General features: G+C 41.9%; 20 protein-coding genes. 12 read left to right on the forward strand and 8 right to left on the reverse strand.

From position 1 onward, the window contains the following. Positions 1-172: 172 nt before the first annotated feature. From NL643_RS18565 to NL643_RS18585, 5 genes are all read left to right on the forward strand, one after another. Positions 173-1,147 (forward strand): PD-(D/E)XK nuclease family protein, encoded by a 975-nt coding sequence (locus NL643_RS18565; RefSeq protein ID WP_253644956.1) that lies wholly within the window; start codon positions 173-175, stop codon positions 1,145-1,147. Positions 1,148-1,203: 56 nt separating this feature from the next. Next, positions 1,204-2,439: a tyrosine-type recombinase/integrase gene (locus NL643_RS18570; protein ID WP_301339137.1), complete on the forward strand. Its 1,236-nt coding sequence runs from the start codon at positions 1,204-1,206 to the stop codon at positions 2,437-2,439. A 102-nt stretch (positions 2,440-2,541) separates the two neighbouring features. Further along, entirely contained in the window at positions 2,542-2,925 is a 384-nt protein-coding gene (locus NL643_RS18575) for a hypothetical protein (RefSeq protein ID WP_253644958.1), read from the forward strand. Positions 2,926-2,969: 44 nt separating this feature from the next. Beyond that, on the forward strand, positions 2,970-3,470 hold the full coding sequence (locus NL643_RS18580; RefSeq protein ID WP_253644959.1) for a hypothetical protein: 501 nt from the start codon (positions 2,970-2,972) through the stop codon (positions 3,468-3,470). A 102-nt stretch (positions 3,471-3,572) separates the two neighbouring features. After that, positions 3,573-4,007, forward strand: coding sequence for a DUF2787 family protein (locus tag NL643_RS18585; RefSeq protein WP_253644960.1), 435 nt, complete (start codon positions 3,573-3,575; stop codon positions 4,005-4,007). A 535-nt stretch (positions 4,008-4,542) separates the two neighbouring features. On the opposite strand, the gene NL643_RS18590 is transcribed toward NL643_RS18585, so the two are convergent. The 3 genes from NL643_RS18590 to NL643_RS18595 form a co-directional block, all read right to left on the reverse strand. Further along, positions 4,543-5,010, reverse strand: coding sequence for a hypothetical protein (locus NL643_RS18590; protein WP_061871900.1), 468 nt, complete (start codon positions 5,008-5,010; stop codon positions 4,543-4,545). Between the two features lie 229 nt (positions 5,011-5,239). Then, positions 5,240-5,365 (reverse strand): hypothetical protein, encoded by a 126-nt coding sequence (locus NL643_RS22755; RefSeq protein WP_255212448.1) that lies wholly within the window; start codon positions 5,363-5,365, stop codon positions 5,240-5,242. Between the two features lie 294 nt (positions 5,366-5,659). Continuing rightward, positions 5,660-6,565 (reverse strand): YafY family protein, encoded by a 906-nt coding sequence (locus NL643_RS18595; RefSeq protein ID WP_267391109.1) that lies wholly within the window; start codon positions 6,563-6,565, stop codon positions 5,660-5,662. 178 nt (positions 6,566-6,743) lie between these two features. Between NL643_RS18595 and NL643_RS22760 the strand changes: the two genes are divergently transcribed. From NL643_RS22760 to NL643_RS18605, 3 genes are all read left to right on the forward strand, one after another. Next, the gene (locus NL643_RS22760) at positions 6,744-6,866 is read left to right on the forward strand and encodes a hypothetical protein (protein ID WP_254901957.1); all 123 of its coding nucleotides are present in this window, start codon (positions 6,744-6,746) and stop codon (positions 6,864-6,866) included. 15 nt (positions 6,867-6,881) lie between these two features. Next, positions 6,882-7,019 carry a hypothetical protein gene (locus tag NL643_RS18600; protein WP_005484894.1) on the forward strand — a complete coding sequence of 46 codons (138 nt, stop codon included), beginning with the start codon at positions 6,882-6,884 and terminating at the stop codon, positions 7,017-7,019. Between the two features lie 85 nt (positions 7,020-7,104). Then, positions 7,105-7,302: a hypothetical protein gene (locus NL643_RS18605; protein ID WP_182020207.1), complete on the forward strand. Its 198-nt coding sequence runs from the start codon at positions 7,105-7,107 to the stop codon at positions 7,300-7,302. Positions 7,303-7,542: 240 nt separating this feature from the next. Here NL643_RS18605 and NL643_RS18610 read toward each other — a convergent pair whose 3' ends face one another. From NL643_RS18610 to NL643_RS18625, 4 genes are all read right to left on the reverse strand, one after another. Continuing rightward, the gene (locus NL643_RS18610) at positions 7,543-7,812 is read right to left on the reverse strand and encodes a hypothetical protein (RefSeq protein ID WP_025534411.1); all 270 of its coding nucleotides are present in this window, start codon (positions 7,810-7,812) and stop codon (positions 7,543-7,545) included. A gap of 34 nt (positions 7,813-7,846) precedes the next feature. Continuing rightward, positions 7,847-8,317 carry a hypothetical protein gene (locus NL643_RS18615; protein ID WP_061871896.1) on the reverse strand — a complete coding sequence of 157 codons (471 nt, stop codon included), beginning with the start codon at positions 8,315-8,317 and terminating at the stop codon, positions 7,847-7,849. 60 nt (positions 8,318-8,377) lie between these two features. Continuing rightward, complete coding sequence (locus tag NL643_RS18620; protein ID WP_253644962.1) at positions 8,378-8,977, reverse strand: hypothetical protein; 600 nt, start codon at positions 8,975-8,977, stop codon at positions 8,378-8,380. Positions 8,978-9,625: 648 nt separating this feature from the next. Next, complete coding sequence (locus NL643_RS18625) at positions 9,626-12,490, reverse strand: DNA polymerase (protein WP_253644963.1); 2,865 nt, start codon at positions 12,488-12,490, stop codon at positions 9,626-9,628. A 438-nt stretch (positions 12,491-12,928) separates the two neighbouring features. On the opposite strand from NL643_RS18625, the gene NL643_RS18630 reads away from it, so the two are divergent. From NL643_RS18630 to NL643_RS18640, 3 genes are all read left to right on the forward strand, one after another. After that, on the forward strand, positions 12,929-13,162 hold the full coding sequence (locus NL643_RS18630) for a hypothetical protein (protein WP_250154788.1): 234 nt from the start codon (positions 12,929-12,931) through the stop codon (positions 13,160-13,162). A gap of 292 nt (positions 13,163-13,454) precedes the next feature. Next, positions 13,455-13,970, forward strand: a complete 516-nt coding sequence (locus NL643_RS18635) for a hypothetical protein (protein ID WP_213896592.1) — start codon at positions 13,455-13,457, stop codon at positions 13,968-13,970. A gap of 69 nt (positions 13,971-14,039) precedes the next feature. Further along, the gene (locus NL643_RS18640; RefSeq protein ID WP_213896591.1) at positions 14,040-14,975 is read left to right on the forward strand and encodes a site-specific DNA-methyltransferase; all 936 of its coding nucleotides are present in this window, start codon (positions 14,040-14,042) and stop codon (positions 14,973-14,975) included. Here the strand turns inward: NL643_RS18640 and NL643_RS18645 are convergent. Next, positions 14,941-15,489: a hypothetical protein gene (locus NL643_RS18645; protein WP_213896590.1), complete on the reverse strand. Its 549-nt coding sequence runs from the start codon at positions 15,487-15,489 to the stop codon at positions 14,941-14,943. The two genes, NL643_RS18640 and NL643_RS18645, sit on opposite strands and share 35 nt — an antisense overlap. 120 nt (positions 15,490-15,609) lie before the next feature. On the opposite strand from NL643_RS18645, the gene NL643_RS18650 reads away from it, so the two are divergent. Continuing rightward, complete coding sequence (locus NL643_RS18650; RefSeq protein ID WP_253644964.1) at positions 15,610-15,816, forward strand: hypothetical protein; 207 nt, start codon at positions 15,610-15,612, stop codon at positions 15,814-15,816. Positions 15,817-16,545 lie beyond the last annotated feature (729 nt).

A 16,545-nucleotide genomic window follows, 5' to 3' on the forward strand; every position in this document is an offset into this window, starting at 1 on the left:
GCGGTTTTGCGGTGTGTGTATTAAGGGCGTTGGGGTATATAAGACAATTACATTACACATTTTTTTTCGGAATTGACAGTTCGACTGTCGTACTTACAAGACTTAACTCACTAAAATATTGAGTATTTTAGGTTACGATGATTTATTTTGATATTTCAGTTGTGAGCAATCTATGAATAAACCTAATCTATTTCGATATGCTACCAGTGAGCTGTCTCAAGATGCATTTTTATGCTGGTTCCTATCTTGGGCAGATCCTCAGTACTGCCAGGTCGATGAGGCACTTCATCAATGTGCTTTAAGTTTTTTGAAATCATTGTTTAGTAAGCATGGTAAATCCTTGCCAACTGTTAACAAAGTCGAAATTACAAAACAAGATTCACATATAGACGTGCTGTGCATTGTTAACGATGAATTTATAGTTCTCATCGAGGATAAGACCAAAACACGTGAACATTCTGATCAACTTTCTCGCTATTTCAATGAAATTAAGGGAAGGACTTACGAAGTAGATAACATCCTCCCGATATACTTTAAAACCTTTGATCAGTCTTGTTATCGCTCGATCGAATCAAATGGTTACAAGGTATTTTCTAGAAAAGACTTTTTAGATGTATTGAATAAGGGTGACAAAATTAATGACTCAATTTTTCTCGATTTTAGAAGACATCTACAGGAAATAGAAAAAAAGGTTAATAGTTATCTGACTACGCCTCCCGAGACTTGGTCAGGACAAGCATGGGCTGGTTTTTATATGCACTTGCAGAAGGAATTGGGGGCTGGCGGATGGAAGTATGTAGCTAATCCCTCTGGTGGCTTTATGGGTTTTTGGTGTTTTGGGCGTGACGTTGATAATTCTGAAGTTTATGTTCAACTTGAAGAGCAGCAGCTTTGTATCAAAATTAAAGTACCTGATAAGGAGCTACGCAAAACAGAGCGCTCTCGGTGGTATAAAGAGATTAAGAATAAAGCTGAACAGAACGGGATCAACCTTGCTAAGCCCTCTAAGTTTGGACTTGGAAAGTATATGACGGTTCTAGTAGATCAAACAGACTACATAAGTATGAACAAAGAAGGTTGTGTCGATATTTTAGGTACGGTTAATAATCTCCGTCGAGTTGATAAGTTATTGGATTTACTGGAATAAATTAGAAGTGAAAATTATATTAATCAAATACTTGTCTAACTGATAGGTATTTGATTATGCAAAGTAAAACCCGACTCAACACCACTTTCCTCAACAATCTTAAACCCAATTCGGCTAGCGCTAAATCTACCGATTACGAAGTCAATCTGTCCGCTATGAGGGATTCTGGTTTGCCTACTGGTGTTCGCTGCTTAGTGGGTAAGTCTGGCGGGAAACGATTCCTTCTGCGTTATACCAGTCCGGTAACAGGTAAGAAGGCATCTATTGGTCTTGGTAAGCACCCTGAAACTGACCTCGCCACACTGCGCAAAACAGCCAAAGAGTATCGCCAGCAAATTATAGAAGGCGTTGATCCCAAGCTTGAGCGTGACAATCAGACTACTGTGAAGGCGATGACTCTGGAACGGTTCTTTGATGAAGTTTACCTGCCACTGGCTAAACAGAAACGTAGCTGGAAAGATGACGTTGCTCGGTTTCGTTTGGCAAAGTCGATACATCACATATCCATTCATGAACTAACCGCCGCCGATATCATCAAAGTCCAAATGGAGATGCAAAACGCCGTTACGATTAAGGGTAAACCCTATGCTCCTGCTTCGATAAACCGTGTTCTAGCCCTGCTCAAAACGATCAATCGTCAAGCATACAAGTTGATGGACGCGCCACTTATTGCTGACAAGGTGAGCTTGTTGAAAGAAGATAACGTGCGCACTGGTTACTTGTCCGAATCACAGTTAAAGGAGTTCATAGGTCACGCTCTGAACCATGAGGATAAGAGTATTGGTGCATACCTAGCTTTGTTGTTTTTGACTGGCGCGAGGGATAAGGAACTGCGTTTACGCTTGAAATCCGATGTGAATTGGGAGGAGAAATCTCTCACTATCCCGCATACGAAAAATGGTAGTAGCCACGTTATTTATCTGAGTGATTACATGCTTGATATTTTGAGGTCGGTGCCTCATGTGGCAAATAATCCATATCTCTTTCCTGGACGCAAAAAGGGTAAACCCGTAGGGCAACCTAGGCATGCTTTCAAGGCTATCAAAGCCAAGATGGGACTGCCCGACATACCCGGTGATAAAGCGAACCTAACCCTGCATTCAGCTCGCCATACGGTTGGAAGTTTGTTAGCTAGCCAAGGAGTCTCGTTACACGACATAGCCAAGCAGCTCAATCACGCTGACCTGTCATCAACAAGACGCTATTCGAAGCTGACTGTTGGGCGTCGGCGGGAGATTGGATCTCGCTTGTCGGATATGGTGACTGCGAAGCCGGAGATACGTTGGGAATGAAGAAGTTAGGTTTAACCATTTAATTTAGAAATGACATTAGAAAAGCCCCTGTTTAGCGATGAGCTAAACAGGGGCTTTTTCATTATTAAACGGAGATTAGAAATGAAAACAGTAAACAAGTTTGAAGACATTCAATCACTGCCAATGCCGGATGGTGTGAAAGCAAAACTGCTAGAGCACCTGATAGAGCCATTCGGTGATGAAGAAAGTACAAAAACGTTTTGGGATGAGGTCGGTACGACCTTGTACTTGATTGAGGAGTCCGATACTGACGAAACCTTGAGTGAAGAATCTGAGGAAGACCAGCATTTTCTAAAGTTTGTATCTGAATACCCTGAATGGGTGCTAATTCTTAACTCTCCTGATTGTCCTTGGTTATTAGCGGTCGCCATAGTGACCATGGAAGGCGCTGGTGTGTACTGCTGTGCTCCTATGAACAGTCTAACGTTCCCTGTCGCCAAGTTAGCTGATCAAGCTGAATCTTAAAACCAAATTAAACCTGAACAATTCCATCTCAAAGGAGGTGTCCTATGGCACGTAAACCAAGCAATAAACAAGCAGCCGTTCTACCAGAAGTTGTAGAAGGCAATGAGCAAGTCACAGTCACTGACGATCAACCAGTAGACCATTTCACTAATATCGTGCGCGAGGGAAAAGCGAAAAAGCTATCACCGAAAACGGAGAACCACGTGTTCTATCAAATAGCCTTACATGACGAGGAAAACGAGCTCCATATCCGCATGTCGGGTAATGAAGGTGGAGGTCTACACAGCAAGGAATGGATCCCGCTTAAAGATATCACCGCTGTACTAGATGTGCAGGGTGATAAGCCGTTCAAGAGTTCTGTGCTGAAGTGTGTGTTTTCTGGACAGTCAGCGAACAACGCTGGTTTTATGGCTGCTTGTTGCAGGGGGCTTGGTCTTATCATCCAGTCAGAGAAATCGGTGTTTCTCCACGTTCTTGCACCTGACTACGAGCAACGTCGTGATGAACTCCTGTCATTAGTGGACGGTGAAACCGAAGCTAAATAACTTCGAATGTCTTATCAATCCTTAACTACTAAACCTCTTCCCAAATTTCATACCGCGCACTACCCAAGAGTGCATCCCTAACAAACTAAAAGAGAATTTATTATGAACTTAACTTTTGACGTTGAGCGATTTCTGCTGCCTGTCAGTGTGGATCTTCAAGATGCTTTAAACCGAGTGATCAGCGAATCAGGCAAATGGACACCCATGATCCAATCGGTTGTGTTTAACTTCCGAGATTCATCCTACAATGCAGAGAGTAGATCTGGATTTCATCCTATTGAAATCAGGCTTGTTCGCCTCTACGACCAGTGGATCTTTGATTACATCACTGACTTTGCGTATTGCGGTGGTCCTTATCCCGAACTAGTTAAAGAAGTGGATTTTAACTTCTCATCTGGAACAGCGAGTTTTTCCTATGTTCCAGAACTGCCGATAACAAGTAGTGAGGTAATGGAGTTCTACTCGATGTGGGAATCCAACTTTCTCAGCTACGTGGAAATGGGCTTGTTCGATGAGATAAAAGTCACTGTGGATTAGTCCATCGGCAACAAACCAAGTAGAAAGCACCATGTATGTACCATAAAATAGTCGACTCACTTCCTAGTGACACTAAGGCTTCCTATTGCTCCATGTTAATCATGGCGTGATGGGAAGCCTTTTTCATTGGGGCAAGTTTTAGCAACGTTTACCCAATCCGTTGCCTTCGGGATTCAGAGGGGATGAAGTTGCTGGATTGCAATGAAGGGTAGAAACACCAAGGAAGGGAGTCTTAATTTTAACGAGTTTGGTTGGTTTACACTGGTGTTTTGTTATTAAAAGCTCCCATTGCTATGTCGAAGCAATGGGAGCAGTAAGGGGCGGGAAGCCTATATAAAATACCGAGAGAATGATTTGTCTGATGCTATCTCTGCAACTAGGGATAAAGGCTAGCCCTTATTCAGCGCCAAGAGCGCACCTTAATCTTATGTTCGTAGCTTGGCTCGAAAACTTGGACATTTTCAACGTTGCCATTTGGGATAACCTAGTTTGATGTTCTTAGGCAGTGCTTATGGTTACGTTGATATGAGAAAACCTATTGAGACAGTTCCTCAAGCATACTTAAAGATTGTTGCTCTTTTTCGTCCAGACTCGAAAGTAGTACATGCTTCTTGATATTCGGCAAGGTGTTCAGATAACTGAAGAACCCCTTAACAGTCATTGGAGAAACTGGCTCAAAGTATTCCTCTTTATCCTCATCCTCGTTTCCAAGTGAAAACTCAACACAGTACATCACTAGATCTTCTTTCTCGTAGATGATGGCCATGGAACGAGAGTGTTCACAATCACTGTACGCTTTGAACTCTAGAAACAATACTTCTTGACCTTCATAGTTTTCTAGGTATTCAGCACCTGCTTCGATTGTGTAATGGTCTTCGTCAGCATGGAAGGCGGCGATTGTAGTAATCGCTTCATGTGCATGAGCTGCTGCTGCACATTTGGCGATTTTTTCACTTTGACAGCCATTGTGTAACCAATCTGCTTTATTGAATGGAATAGACATGTTCTTGTACCTGTTTTGTTTTAGTTTCGATACGCGGATTAAACATGCTTAACTTATAAAAAACTAGGCTAACTGATAGATTTATAACGATATTCGTGAATGGATTGACACAAATGAATTTTTACTCAAATTTTTCACCTATTTTCAGAAGCTAGTTAAAACAGGCTAGGTGTAACAAAAGGAACTTGTCACCGGAATCTATGGTGACAAGTTCAATTCATGACTCTGTTTATCCAGTCATCATACCCAGTAGATAGCCAACGGCGGTGAAGCTTAACAAGTTAGCGATATCAACTAGGTAAAAATACGGACTGGACTGAGTGATTTGGAGCAGAGTTCGTGCATCAGACATCATGGTTATACCCCTTTAATAGCAACCTCCTACCGGAGTTATTTATTAGTTAGTCTCAACCCGACCAAAAACGGCATCATTTTGAGTTTTCCCTTGCGCGGTATCGGTTTGAGGTTTCGCTAAATCACCTCTTTCCCTTATCTAGCATAGGTAAGCTCAAAATCGGTACATAGTGGCAAGTTCGTGGGTAGGGCGGTCGGTCGCGGTGTAGTGAAACGACATTATGTCGGGGTTCTTTGTTGTTTTGGAGCAGTGCTTCTAGAGGGAACGCTAGGGCGTCATTAATTAACGTGGCAACTACTTGTAACGATCCAACGTGGCGTGGAGGTCGCGTATAAGCTCAAGCTTGAGACTGACAGGAGAGAGAACCTCGACTTGAGGTATCCAGGACTTCAACAAGGGCAAGATATCGCTCAATCTTGATACTCGACTGCTAACTAGCAAACTACCGTCACTCAGTTCTTTCAATAGCTGCTGGTGAGGGAGAATCGTTCTTTGAAGAAAGCGTGGAGCTACTTCCCTATCAACCTGTACAAGCACCTCAGCATCATCCGGAGTTAGCCACTCCATCCCTTGTTTATGTATCTCCTCGTGGACCTTTTGATTCGGTTTGTATTTATCTTCCCGGCGGTGAATCCGTGAAATATTCGGTAATCGGTACGAATGTAACTGGTCACAGTAGGTCGCAGCGAGGAACCAGATACCACGGTCATTCACCAAGCGATAGGGATGGACAGATTCGAACGTTTTGCCATTGTACGTAAGGTCAATCACAGAGTGAGTGGTAATAACTTCGGTCAACTGCCTAAACTGCGCATCGAACTTCTCGATAGGTTCGGAGCGTGGATTCTTAAACAGAACGGGAGTGTGACCGTTGAACTTGTAGTGATTAGGTAGTAGCGCAGACAAACCCGTATCGTGCAGTACCTTGTTGGTATTCGCATTACCATTATTTCGAGTTACTGGATCTAACCGATAACCCTCATTGGTGCGGATAATCGGAGCGTTGACTAGCCTTTCATTGAAATCGCGTCTCAGAGTTTTCTCGCTTACCTGATAATCCGCTACCAACTGCTCAGGGGAGAGCACTTCTCCCATAAACAATCTCGTCAATATGTCACCTAGCCTTAAAGCTAGCTTTTCACTCTTATCGCTCATGCTACTAGCGTACGGTTTCCCTTGGACAGGTTGAGGGCAAAACATTTTTAAATGTTTCAAACCGTCGCGCACTGAGATTTGGCATAGCTTTCATCGGATAAGGTAGGGCAATGACGATGACTATTTTCACACTCATTCTGCGGTCTTGGACACATCCTGTCCGAGCGCAGTGGGATACTACACAACGTAGATTTACTACAACGTCAATTAAAGGAAACAAGCAATGCAAGTGACATTCATTAAGCCACTTATGGCATCAGGTTACTCATGCCGCTCTTTAGGTTGTCCCGGTTGGGTCACCAAGGGTGGGTCATGCGATACGTGTGGCGCAATGGATTACAGTTAAGAAGGAGTATTCGTTATGGGCAACTGGACAGAAGACCAAGGTGACTATGATGATGGCACAGAAGATTCTGGCTTCAGTCAGGACTTCGACATGGAACCGGGCGACGATGGTTGGCTCGGCGGCGACTTCATGGCTGATGATGACGATGATTAAGTCCCATCACTAAATTAGGCTTATCAACAAGGGCGATATCGAAAGGTATCGCCCTTTTCTGTATTTATAGAAAAGGAAAAACAGTATGGCAAAAACACATTTTCATTCTAACCCTCAACAGCGCTGGTTTAAGCCGAGCGCGTCAACAGGTGTTCAATTCGCGAAGTACGGTGCCACACTCGGTACCCGCTATGGTCCACAGGGTGTCGTTCTTGGCGGGGCGATCGGGTTTGTCGCAGGTGCATTAATCGGAGGGGCATTGGATGAACTAGATGTTATCTAGTAAAGGAAGAAGTAGGGGGGACTCTGCTTCTTTTTTATTGATGGGTTCGAGCTGAAATTATGTCGTTTCAAGAATGGAAAGCAGAAGGTCGAAAGGTGCTTGCTAACGTCCGTCAACAAACACCTTTCAGATAGGGCATGGAAATTCTTGCATGAAATAATCGCTAAGGTCTGGGCAATTTATTTGATAAAAAACGTACTATTAAAAAACTATTAAGTAGTGAGAGTAACTTGTAACACGTTAGTGACCAGTGACTTCGCTAATGACCTGCTTCAAGCGCTTCGCTGTCTCCTTGTAACCGAAAGAATCGCGTTTAGTGTCATAGTCGTGCACCAGCGCGGTTTCAAGCTCATCAAGGATTTGATCCCAGTGTTGGATCTTGCCACCTTTCGACTCGATATTCTGACCAACTTTACGAACCTCACGAAGGCGAGTTCGGCGGTTCTGGTTAGTGCGATTTGCTTCAGCGGTGAAAGCATTAACGATTAAATCATAGATAGACATGTTCATAATTTATATTCCAATAGTTAAGTAAAAGATGCAGTTAAACTGCGCTTTGATGGAAGTCCCAGTTAGGTTTGTAACGACGGGACGGTGATGAGGCTGCTGTAGCCTTCTGAATTTCCTGTTTGATCATTAACTGTGTATCTAGATCATCACAGGGAATAAATGAAAGAATCCGGTTACCTTGAGTTCTCAGGATAAGTCCTTGATATTTTTCACTAAGGTGACATTCATATCCTAGAATGGCGTTTTTCCGCACCCAACTACCTGTTGGGAGGGTTATCCAGTAATTCGCGTCTCGGATACAAAGCTTCTCAAGGTCAGCAAATAGCGTATCGAGATTTTGCTCACTTTCTTCATCTTTAAGAGTCAAATGAGCTAGCTGTTTACCGCTCGCTGCTCTGACACTGATATTGCCATCAGTGATATTGATTGATGCCAAGATACTCGTTGACACCTGTAACTTGACACTGAATAAATTCACCGTGTTCTTTTTTACTTCGGTTGCCATGGGTGTTCCTTAATAGTCGATAGCAAAACCGAAACGTCATAATGTCGTTTCGGTAACAAGTTACGCAGCTTCAAGAGTGGGTTGACCTTCTAACTGTTGACGTAGGTTGGCATTTTCCTGCTCTAGCTCTTTGAGGCGAGCTTCCAGTTCCGATACCTTGTCAACTAAGCCATCATTCACAACGGGGGTGGTCTGTTTCTTCTCTGTTTTTAATTGAGTTGCAAAATCGTTGAACATTTCATTGATAGTGTCGGATTCAACATCCGGGTGTTGTTCTAGGTGTTGTTTAATTTGCTCACGCAAAGGGGCATAGCGTTTACTCGATAACTTGTAAACTTTGGTAAATCCTACTTTACGACATTCATCTAGCGTTCCGAATTCACATAAGTTAGTCCAACGTGTAAGCGTGCGCTTATCTACCGTACGTTTACCGTTGCCGATAATATTTTCATCACGCCATTTACCGAACTTATTCTTGTTTCCTTGAAAGAGCTGTTTAACTTCGCGCATTGCAGCACCAATATCGTACTGGGCTTGCTCACACAGTTCCTTATCAACAACACGACCAGCACCCGCGTTCGACAACGCGTTTACTATGGCATTGGTTAATTCATTTAGACGGCTTTCAGTGAGTTCTAGTACTTTGTTTGCATCAGTCATTTTTCTTGTCTCCATATTTAAAAAGAGCCCTCATTTAAGCCCCTTTTAAGTTTTTGGTCAATATTAAAAATCACTTTAAAACAACAACTTATATATGGTTTTGAGTGTTTTATAGTGAAAAAATGAAAAGTGGATTACAAGGGGGCGTATCGTTGTTTAAAAGGCGTGTAACGAGGGTATTACCGAATTGCTTGTCACTAAAAAGGGTATTAATCCACTCGGGAGAATTGGTTTAAGAGCCTGCTAGACATGTATCGGTATTTTTCAGAGCAAATGAGAGCAAGATTTTTAGCGTTATTTTTTGTGAATCTGATCACGCTTTATGCACTTGAATGGAGGGTAGATACCGTCCACTCCTTTTTTAACTTGAATAGAGGCAAAAAATTAGGATAGGTAAACTTAGTTCTGACTGAATAATGGTATATAAATCATAATATTAAGTTAAAAGATGGATGTTGTATCTTGATAGTGTAATTAGGTCACGCAATTCCCCTCTGATTACGTCAGTAATCCCATCACGAAATCGTTAACCTAATCCCCTATCAAGATATAACATCCATTTATGTTGATATAATTTATTAAAATCAACCATTTATATGTTTGTGTGTAAGCGGTTCTCTTCACGTTTTCCGCTATCGTTACCAACTATCACGAGTTCTTCAGCATCATTTTTACTTCATCCAGTTCGTCTTTATGGAAAAAGTGTTCTATCTCCATGTCAGGGAACGTTGCAATTAACCAACTTAATAGTGGGATTAGTCTTGGGGTCGCAGCGAGTACGTTAGGACGGAAGGCTGTGTCTCGTGAATTACTAATGGCATTATCTGCAATCCTAAATCCTGCATTGTTAAATAGCTCAGTGAGCTGTTTGAGAGTGAGTTTCTTACCATTAATGGTTTTGGTCAGTCCGTAGCTCTCTTTAGATAGGGCACGTAACGCGAGTTTTAGCAGGGCACCCTGTGAACCGCCTTCCTCATACTTGATGTATGACCCCTTCAGTAGTGGTTTGGTTTTGCTGTAGTCGATCCAGTTCTCCCAATCTTCCATTGTTTTAAGACAGTTATCGCGTCGCCATCCATCAAACAATGCGCGAGTCTGTTGCCCCTCTTGCTCGTTCTTCCAAGGTACGGTATCGAAGTAGATATGCTCGACGATGTGACCTTTAGGATGGCGGATTTTAGTCATGCGAGGATTAACGGGTTTACGCTTAAAGTCGAACTCTAAGTTGAGCGTCTTTTCTCGTTGGATTTCTATCAAGTCCATGTCTTTGAGGTACATGTCTCGGGGTGAAATCAATGAGTTGTTTGGGATCTTCTGTCCGGGGTAACGGTCTAAGAACAGTTCGACCATATAAGCATTTTCATCCTTTGCCGATGATAAGGCTGATTCTGGTGGCTTAACGCCTGCTTTTGCTATGACGGGTTCGGTATCGCCATATTCACCAGTGATTTGTCCACGGGTTTTCATTGCGATAATTTGTTTAGCATGGTGCTTATGCTTAATCATCTTACCGTCACCCGTTTGCTCGCAGATCTTACTGAACCGTTGGCTAATGGTTCCTGAAACGTAGAGTTGTTCTTCAGTACAGTCTACGAGATACCCATCTGTTGTGGCACTTACAACGGTAACGTCGTCGCCATGGTGTTTATGAATCCCTGCTAATTGCTCTGAGAGAACGGCTCTAACGAACCCTGTCGCATGAGCTGCGAAATATGGATTGGTAACAGGAGAATGAGGTATGTTTTTACTTAATCCATCTGATGAGTTGAAGCCCCGTTTTCCCTTCAGGCCTTGCCCTAACTTACCGTATAGCGTGTTGCCTATTTCTTTCCAGAGCTTCTCTCTGAATTTATCGCCTTCATCCGTGTATTTTTGTCTTTGCTCTCTGATGAGTTCCGTAAAGCCTTTGAAAAGTGGCTCTTTATCTTCAATCCATGGAACGATAACACCGAACTGAATTTCAATATCACACCCCATGTTATATGCGACTTCTATTTCAGGTGCGGTGCAGTAAGAGTAGCCCTCTAGTGGGTAGTACAGACCGTATAAGTCCGTTCTTACTGGCAGAGATGGAAACTTAGTATGCTCTGGGAATTTAAACTTAACGTAAGCAAACCCCATTTTATGACCGAGATAGTCATTGATATTGGTTGAAGTGAAGCTTCTCTCAAATGAAACGGGTTTAATGTCCATTAAGGCATTGACGTACGCCGTAGCAAGATCGAAATCGTTGTAATCACCTAAGTTTGCACCACCAAACACGTAACACTCGTTTCTACCGCCATGGAAACAATCGACACTGAGCTGTTCGAAGATACGACGACCAGCAGTGATGACAGTTTCTTTCTTCTGCATGACACGACCTTTTGTTTGATTCCAGTATTGAATCGTTTTGGTCTCCATACCGAGTGCTTGGTTCAGATCGTCTTTATCACCCGTGAGTGCTTTGAAGAGTGATACTGAGAAGTTACCCAGTGTTGATGGTAGATGTTCAAATTGAAGTTTATCTAACCGTTCTTCTGGAACTTTATCTTTGAGTGATTTTTTAATGTCTTCGAGGGCGAAGTGTTGCATTTCCAATCCGTACTTAACGGTGATTTCGGCGTCTCTCAATGCGTAACGAAGGAAGAGTGGTTCATTTTCTACTAGTAGTTCATCCATTCGGTCTTTGCGATATGGAGCTGGGATCACTTCTTTTGGCATGCCGATGAGTTCTCCCGCACTATCAAGTCCACTTTGCCCTGGGCTAAGTAGTAAAGTATCTACAAAGCGGACACGACTCTCACGTTTCTTTCCATTCTTGTCTGTAAAGTGAACGGGCTCTGAAGCTTGTTTGGTTCTACCCACTGCGTCTAGGTCGATGCCGTATGCGCCACGCGTGGAGGTTAATGTGCTTCTGACGACTTCCAGTTTCGCTTTCTGACTGGTATCCCAGAACGCTTCGAATGACACCATGTCAGCTCTAAGGTAGTGAGCATAGATGTAAATTTTCTTTGGCCATCCTGTGATGAATCCGCGCCCCATTGCAGTTTGGAGTACTTCAACCAAGAACTCTTCAAATTTCTTACGAGGTTTCTTGATTCGATTAATCGCCTTGAGTTCATCTTCACGGTTTTTGTTCGCTGATCTGGACTTCTTGATAACATCAGCAACGGGGGTAAGTACCACATCACTCATGTGGTGTTCACCTGCGATTAGATAATACTGATAGGACAGAATGTCGTTTCGGTTTTCCTCGGCGTTGTAGACGTACTCACTGTCTATACCAATGTGAACCGCTTCATCATCACCTTTGAGAGCTTGCCATGGTGACTGCTGTTCATTCTCGAAGTAGATGTCGAGCTCATCATCGACAGCTTTACTTGAGTATTCATCGGTTTGCTCTTGAGTGAGGAATTGGTCGAGTTCGATGCTGGTTGATTCTGTGGTTTGGTCGGTGGTTTCTGCTTGGAAGTATTCGTCGAGTTCTTTATCTATGGCTTCAACATGGTTAGGTTTGTTTTCATTGTTCATCGTTGTTCTCTTATAACCAAGTGCATTGTTGGCGGGTGATGCGTCCCTCTTTATACCACAGAGCTCATCCACTGATGAGTGTGGCTTCGTCTTGGTTTGGTGTGTGAGTGATAAGGTTGTGTAGAAAGTGGGAGGGACAGAACGATGATTTTTGAGATTTTGATGTGTGGTATGGAGAGTGGGGCAATTGATGGAAGTAGAAACCCATACCAGATATGGGAACTCTCAAAACGGTGCTGTTTTTCATCGTATGCAACTAAACATATAAATAACTCCGCTAGGAGGTCCGATTTAAATATGATTTACCCTAATAGTTGGTGGTGAACGATTTGGTCTGACTGTATGTACGGTATAGAAAGCCTGATCCTTTAGTGGGATCAGGTCTTTGTTACTGTTTGATTGCATTATGAGCTGCTTTGTCTCGTTTCTGGTGGTGATTTGGGTAAAGCCGTTACCTCGCTGAATGACAAGGCTCGTCGAGCTAAGAATCAGGGCGGGGTTCGTAACCTATCACTGGATCAAGTTGATGGTGAGTTTGGTTTGGCGAAAATTGGGTTTGCTGATGAGTTTGATGGTTTCGTTGTGCAGTTAGTTGAACAAGTTGGTGAAGCGGCTTTGACTGGATTGTTCTACGAGCTGAAGTGGTCCATATCTGTGTTCTTAAGAAAGTAGCTGCGTTAGTAGCCGCTCCCTTTTTGTAAGTTCATTACATAATCCTGTATTTTGAAGTTATTTGGTTTAAAATAGTTTAGATCTTCTATAGCAGACAGGAAGGAATTCTTGTGGAGGCCGTTTTACCAAAGTAGCACAAGGAAAGGTTATTAATTGATTTAGTGACTATATTTGTGTTCATGTGGCTCTTATTGCGTGGCAGCAGATAAAATGAAGAGTTGTATGGTGTAATTTTTAGACAAGATAAGTATCCTATTACACCATGTTTAAGAAGGAAAAATATGGTGAATTTATGAATGGAAGTAAAAAACCGAAAGCATATTATCGAATGTTTGCGGGTAAAGCTAATGTTCACCTTCTGGATTGTGTATCAAAAGGGTACATTGGACTTGAATTTCGTTCGTCCGGTTCTTTAGAGCATCTTTTGAATGGTGGTGATAAAGCATATGTAACATCGGAATTAATTAAAATATATAAAAATCAAAACACTAAAGCTAGCAATGTCACTGCAGGTATATCAAGCCACACATTTTATAAATTTTTTAAGGATGTTGAAATTGGGGATATTATTATCTCACCTAAAAAGTCTAAGTTTATAGTCGGACGGGTTACTGGTTCTTATGAGTATGATCCTACTTTGCCATTAGCCCATTATAGAAAAATCGAGTGGCTGCAAGAGGTTATTCATAAGGAAAATCTCCCTGTTTCTGTACTTAACTCAGCTGGCTCAATAGGTGTCTTCTGTGACTTATCTCGGTATTCTAGGGTGTTAGATAAAAGTATCTCTCTTGATGGCAGGGTTGTCTGATGATTATGTCAGTTTGGCTTGTGCTTGGCGTTTTTTAGCTTAAAATTAGCTTAAAATTAGAGGAGCGTAATGTTGAAAGATAGTTTTATTAACCAGGTTTTTAATGGTGATTGTAGGGAAGAACTGAAAAAATTACCCAGTGATTTTATTTCTGCTTGTATCACGGATCCTCCCTATAATTATGAGTTTATCGGACATAAATGGGATGAGTCAGAAATTCAACGCCGAAAGGAAAGAGTTCAAGACAGTAATACGTTGGTAAAGAATATCCCCTACGGTAGTGGGCTCGCAGGGGGGGTTCGTAACAAAAGATGGTATCAGAAAAATAGAGATAACATCCTGCAGTATGAAGACTGGTGTGAAGAGTGGGGGAAAGAGCTTTTTAGGGTCTGTAAACCAGGGGCTACTGTTCTAGTTTTTAACAGTACGAGAACTGTAGCTCATGTGCAGGTAGCCTTGGAGAAAGCAGGGTTTTATGCTAGAGATATTGTTGTTTATCGTAGGAATAGTGGTATTCCTAAAGGTATAAACATGAAAAAAAGTATGGAAAAGAAGGGACACTCGAACCCAGAACAGTTTGAAGGTTGGCATAGTTGTTTACGTAGTGAGTGGGAGGCTGTATGTGTTTTACAAAAACCATTGGTAAACAATTACACAAATACTTTGATGGAGTATGGAACTGGATTATTTTATACTCAGCAGAGTGATGGTGGTTTTCAGTCGAATATTTTAGAAAATATTCAAAGAGATAAACAAGCTGATTATAATTTGCACTGTACAGTAAAGCCTTTAGAACTAATGGAAAGATTAGTAAATATTTTTGTCCCTAGAACTGAGGGGTCAATAGTGTTGGACCCTTTTGCTGGCTCTGGTACTACACTTGTTGCTGCTAAAAAAAGAGGTTTAGACTACATTGGGATTGAAGTAGAGCCTTCTTACATTGAAATTATAGAAAGAAGGCTTTCTGAAGTCAGCGGTTTACAGCGAACGTTAGAGCTCGTTTAGATAAGTATTTTTCCATATCAAAGCCCGAGATTTCTTTTATAAAATCAAATGACTGCTTGCCTACGAAGATTTGCCACTCTCCAACACGGCAGGCGGTCATAGCTGCTGGTAAATTATCCTCTCTTAAGAATAGGAAAACGGGATCGTAGCCATGTTCTTTTAGTAACGGACCGTATTGCTTGAATTTTTTAAGAGTCCCCGAGTCTCCCGAACCTACGCGATATTTTGTATCAATAGCAAACTCTCCAACTCTAAGGTCACAGGGTTCATCTCCTCCTATTCTTAATGGCCCTTGGAAATTTTTAGCATTTTTACAAGCTTCTACCACCAAAGACTCCCAGCATTTACCTAACTCTCTGCCCCAGTACTGCCTATTTTCACGCTTTAATTCTGGGCTTATTCCAAAAGCGTTCATCAATAGATCGCAATCATCATTTTCATCTGTATAAACTTTATCGATGAAAGATGATTGGTACTTTTTTAGTATCTGATCTAAGTTTGTTTCTAGATTCATAAGTTCTCTCATTGTGATGCTAAAAAAAATACGACGTAGTTATTTGTGAACAATTATTAGATTACAAACCTATAAAAAATTCAATGTAATGTTTTACTATTAGTGTGCTGGTGTACTGGTGTGCTGGTGTACTGGTGTACTGGTGTGCTGGTGTACTGGTGTACTGGTGTACTGGTGTACTGGTGTACTGGTGTACTGGTGTACTGGTGTACTGGTGTACTGGTGTACTGGTGTACTGGTGTACTGGTGTACTGGTGTACTGGTGTACTGGTGTGCTGGTGTGCTGGTTTTCTTGTTATGTATGGTTACGTTTTAAGGGGTAATTAGGCGTAAACTTGTCAAGTATCCGAACCATTAAAGGAAAGCGAGGCACTACGTATAGAGTTGAGTTTGTGTGGTGGTATTCGTGTTTCTAGAACATTTAAAATCAAGAAGGAGGCTTAGAGGTATGCAGTTATTTTGTTGGTTAACTAACCTTACTGTGCTCAATGAATGTAAACTAGATCCAATGCTATCCTATTTTATGGTGCTTGATATCCAAAGTAATCTTCTTAAATGCAATTAATTACAAGTGGTTAAGAGGAATTCAAAATCCGTTTCCATTATCTCGTAACACTATGATTCATATGGATTGATGGAATCGTCTATTTCAGCTGTAGTTCGTTGAGAGTTCCTTGGCGAACTATGGGCAAACACGATGGTTAGATGGGTTTCTGCTTGCGTTATCTGACAGTGCATTTCATGCCGATAAGTTACCATGGATTCTGGTGTGAAAATGACTTTAAGTGATTGTTTATACACGGATCAGCCTTGCTGATTTTGTATTCAAAATCCGTTTCCATTATCTCGTAACACTATGATTCATATGGATTGATGGAATCGTCTATTTCAGCTGTAGTTAGTTGAGAGTTTCTTGGCGAACTATGGACAAACGCGATGGTTAGATGGGTTTCTGCTTGCGTTATCTGACAGTGCATTTCATGCCGATAAGTTACCATGGATTCTGGTGTGAAAATGACTTTAAGTGATTGTTTATACACGGATCAGCCTTGCTGA

Origin of the sequence: Vibrio sp. Y42_MX_L11, assembly GCF_024181785.1 — a bacterium.
Classification (GTDB): Bacteria; Pseudomonadota; Gammaproteobacteria; order Enterobacterales; family Vibrionaceae; genus Vibrio; species Vibrio diabolicus.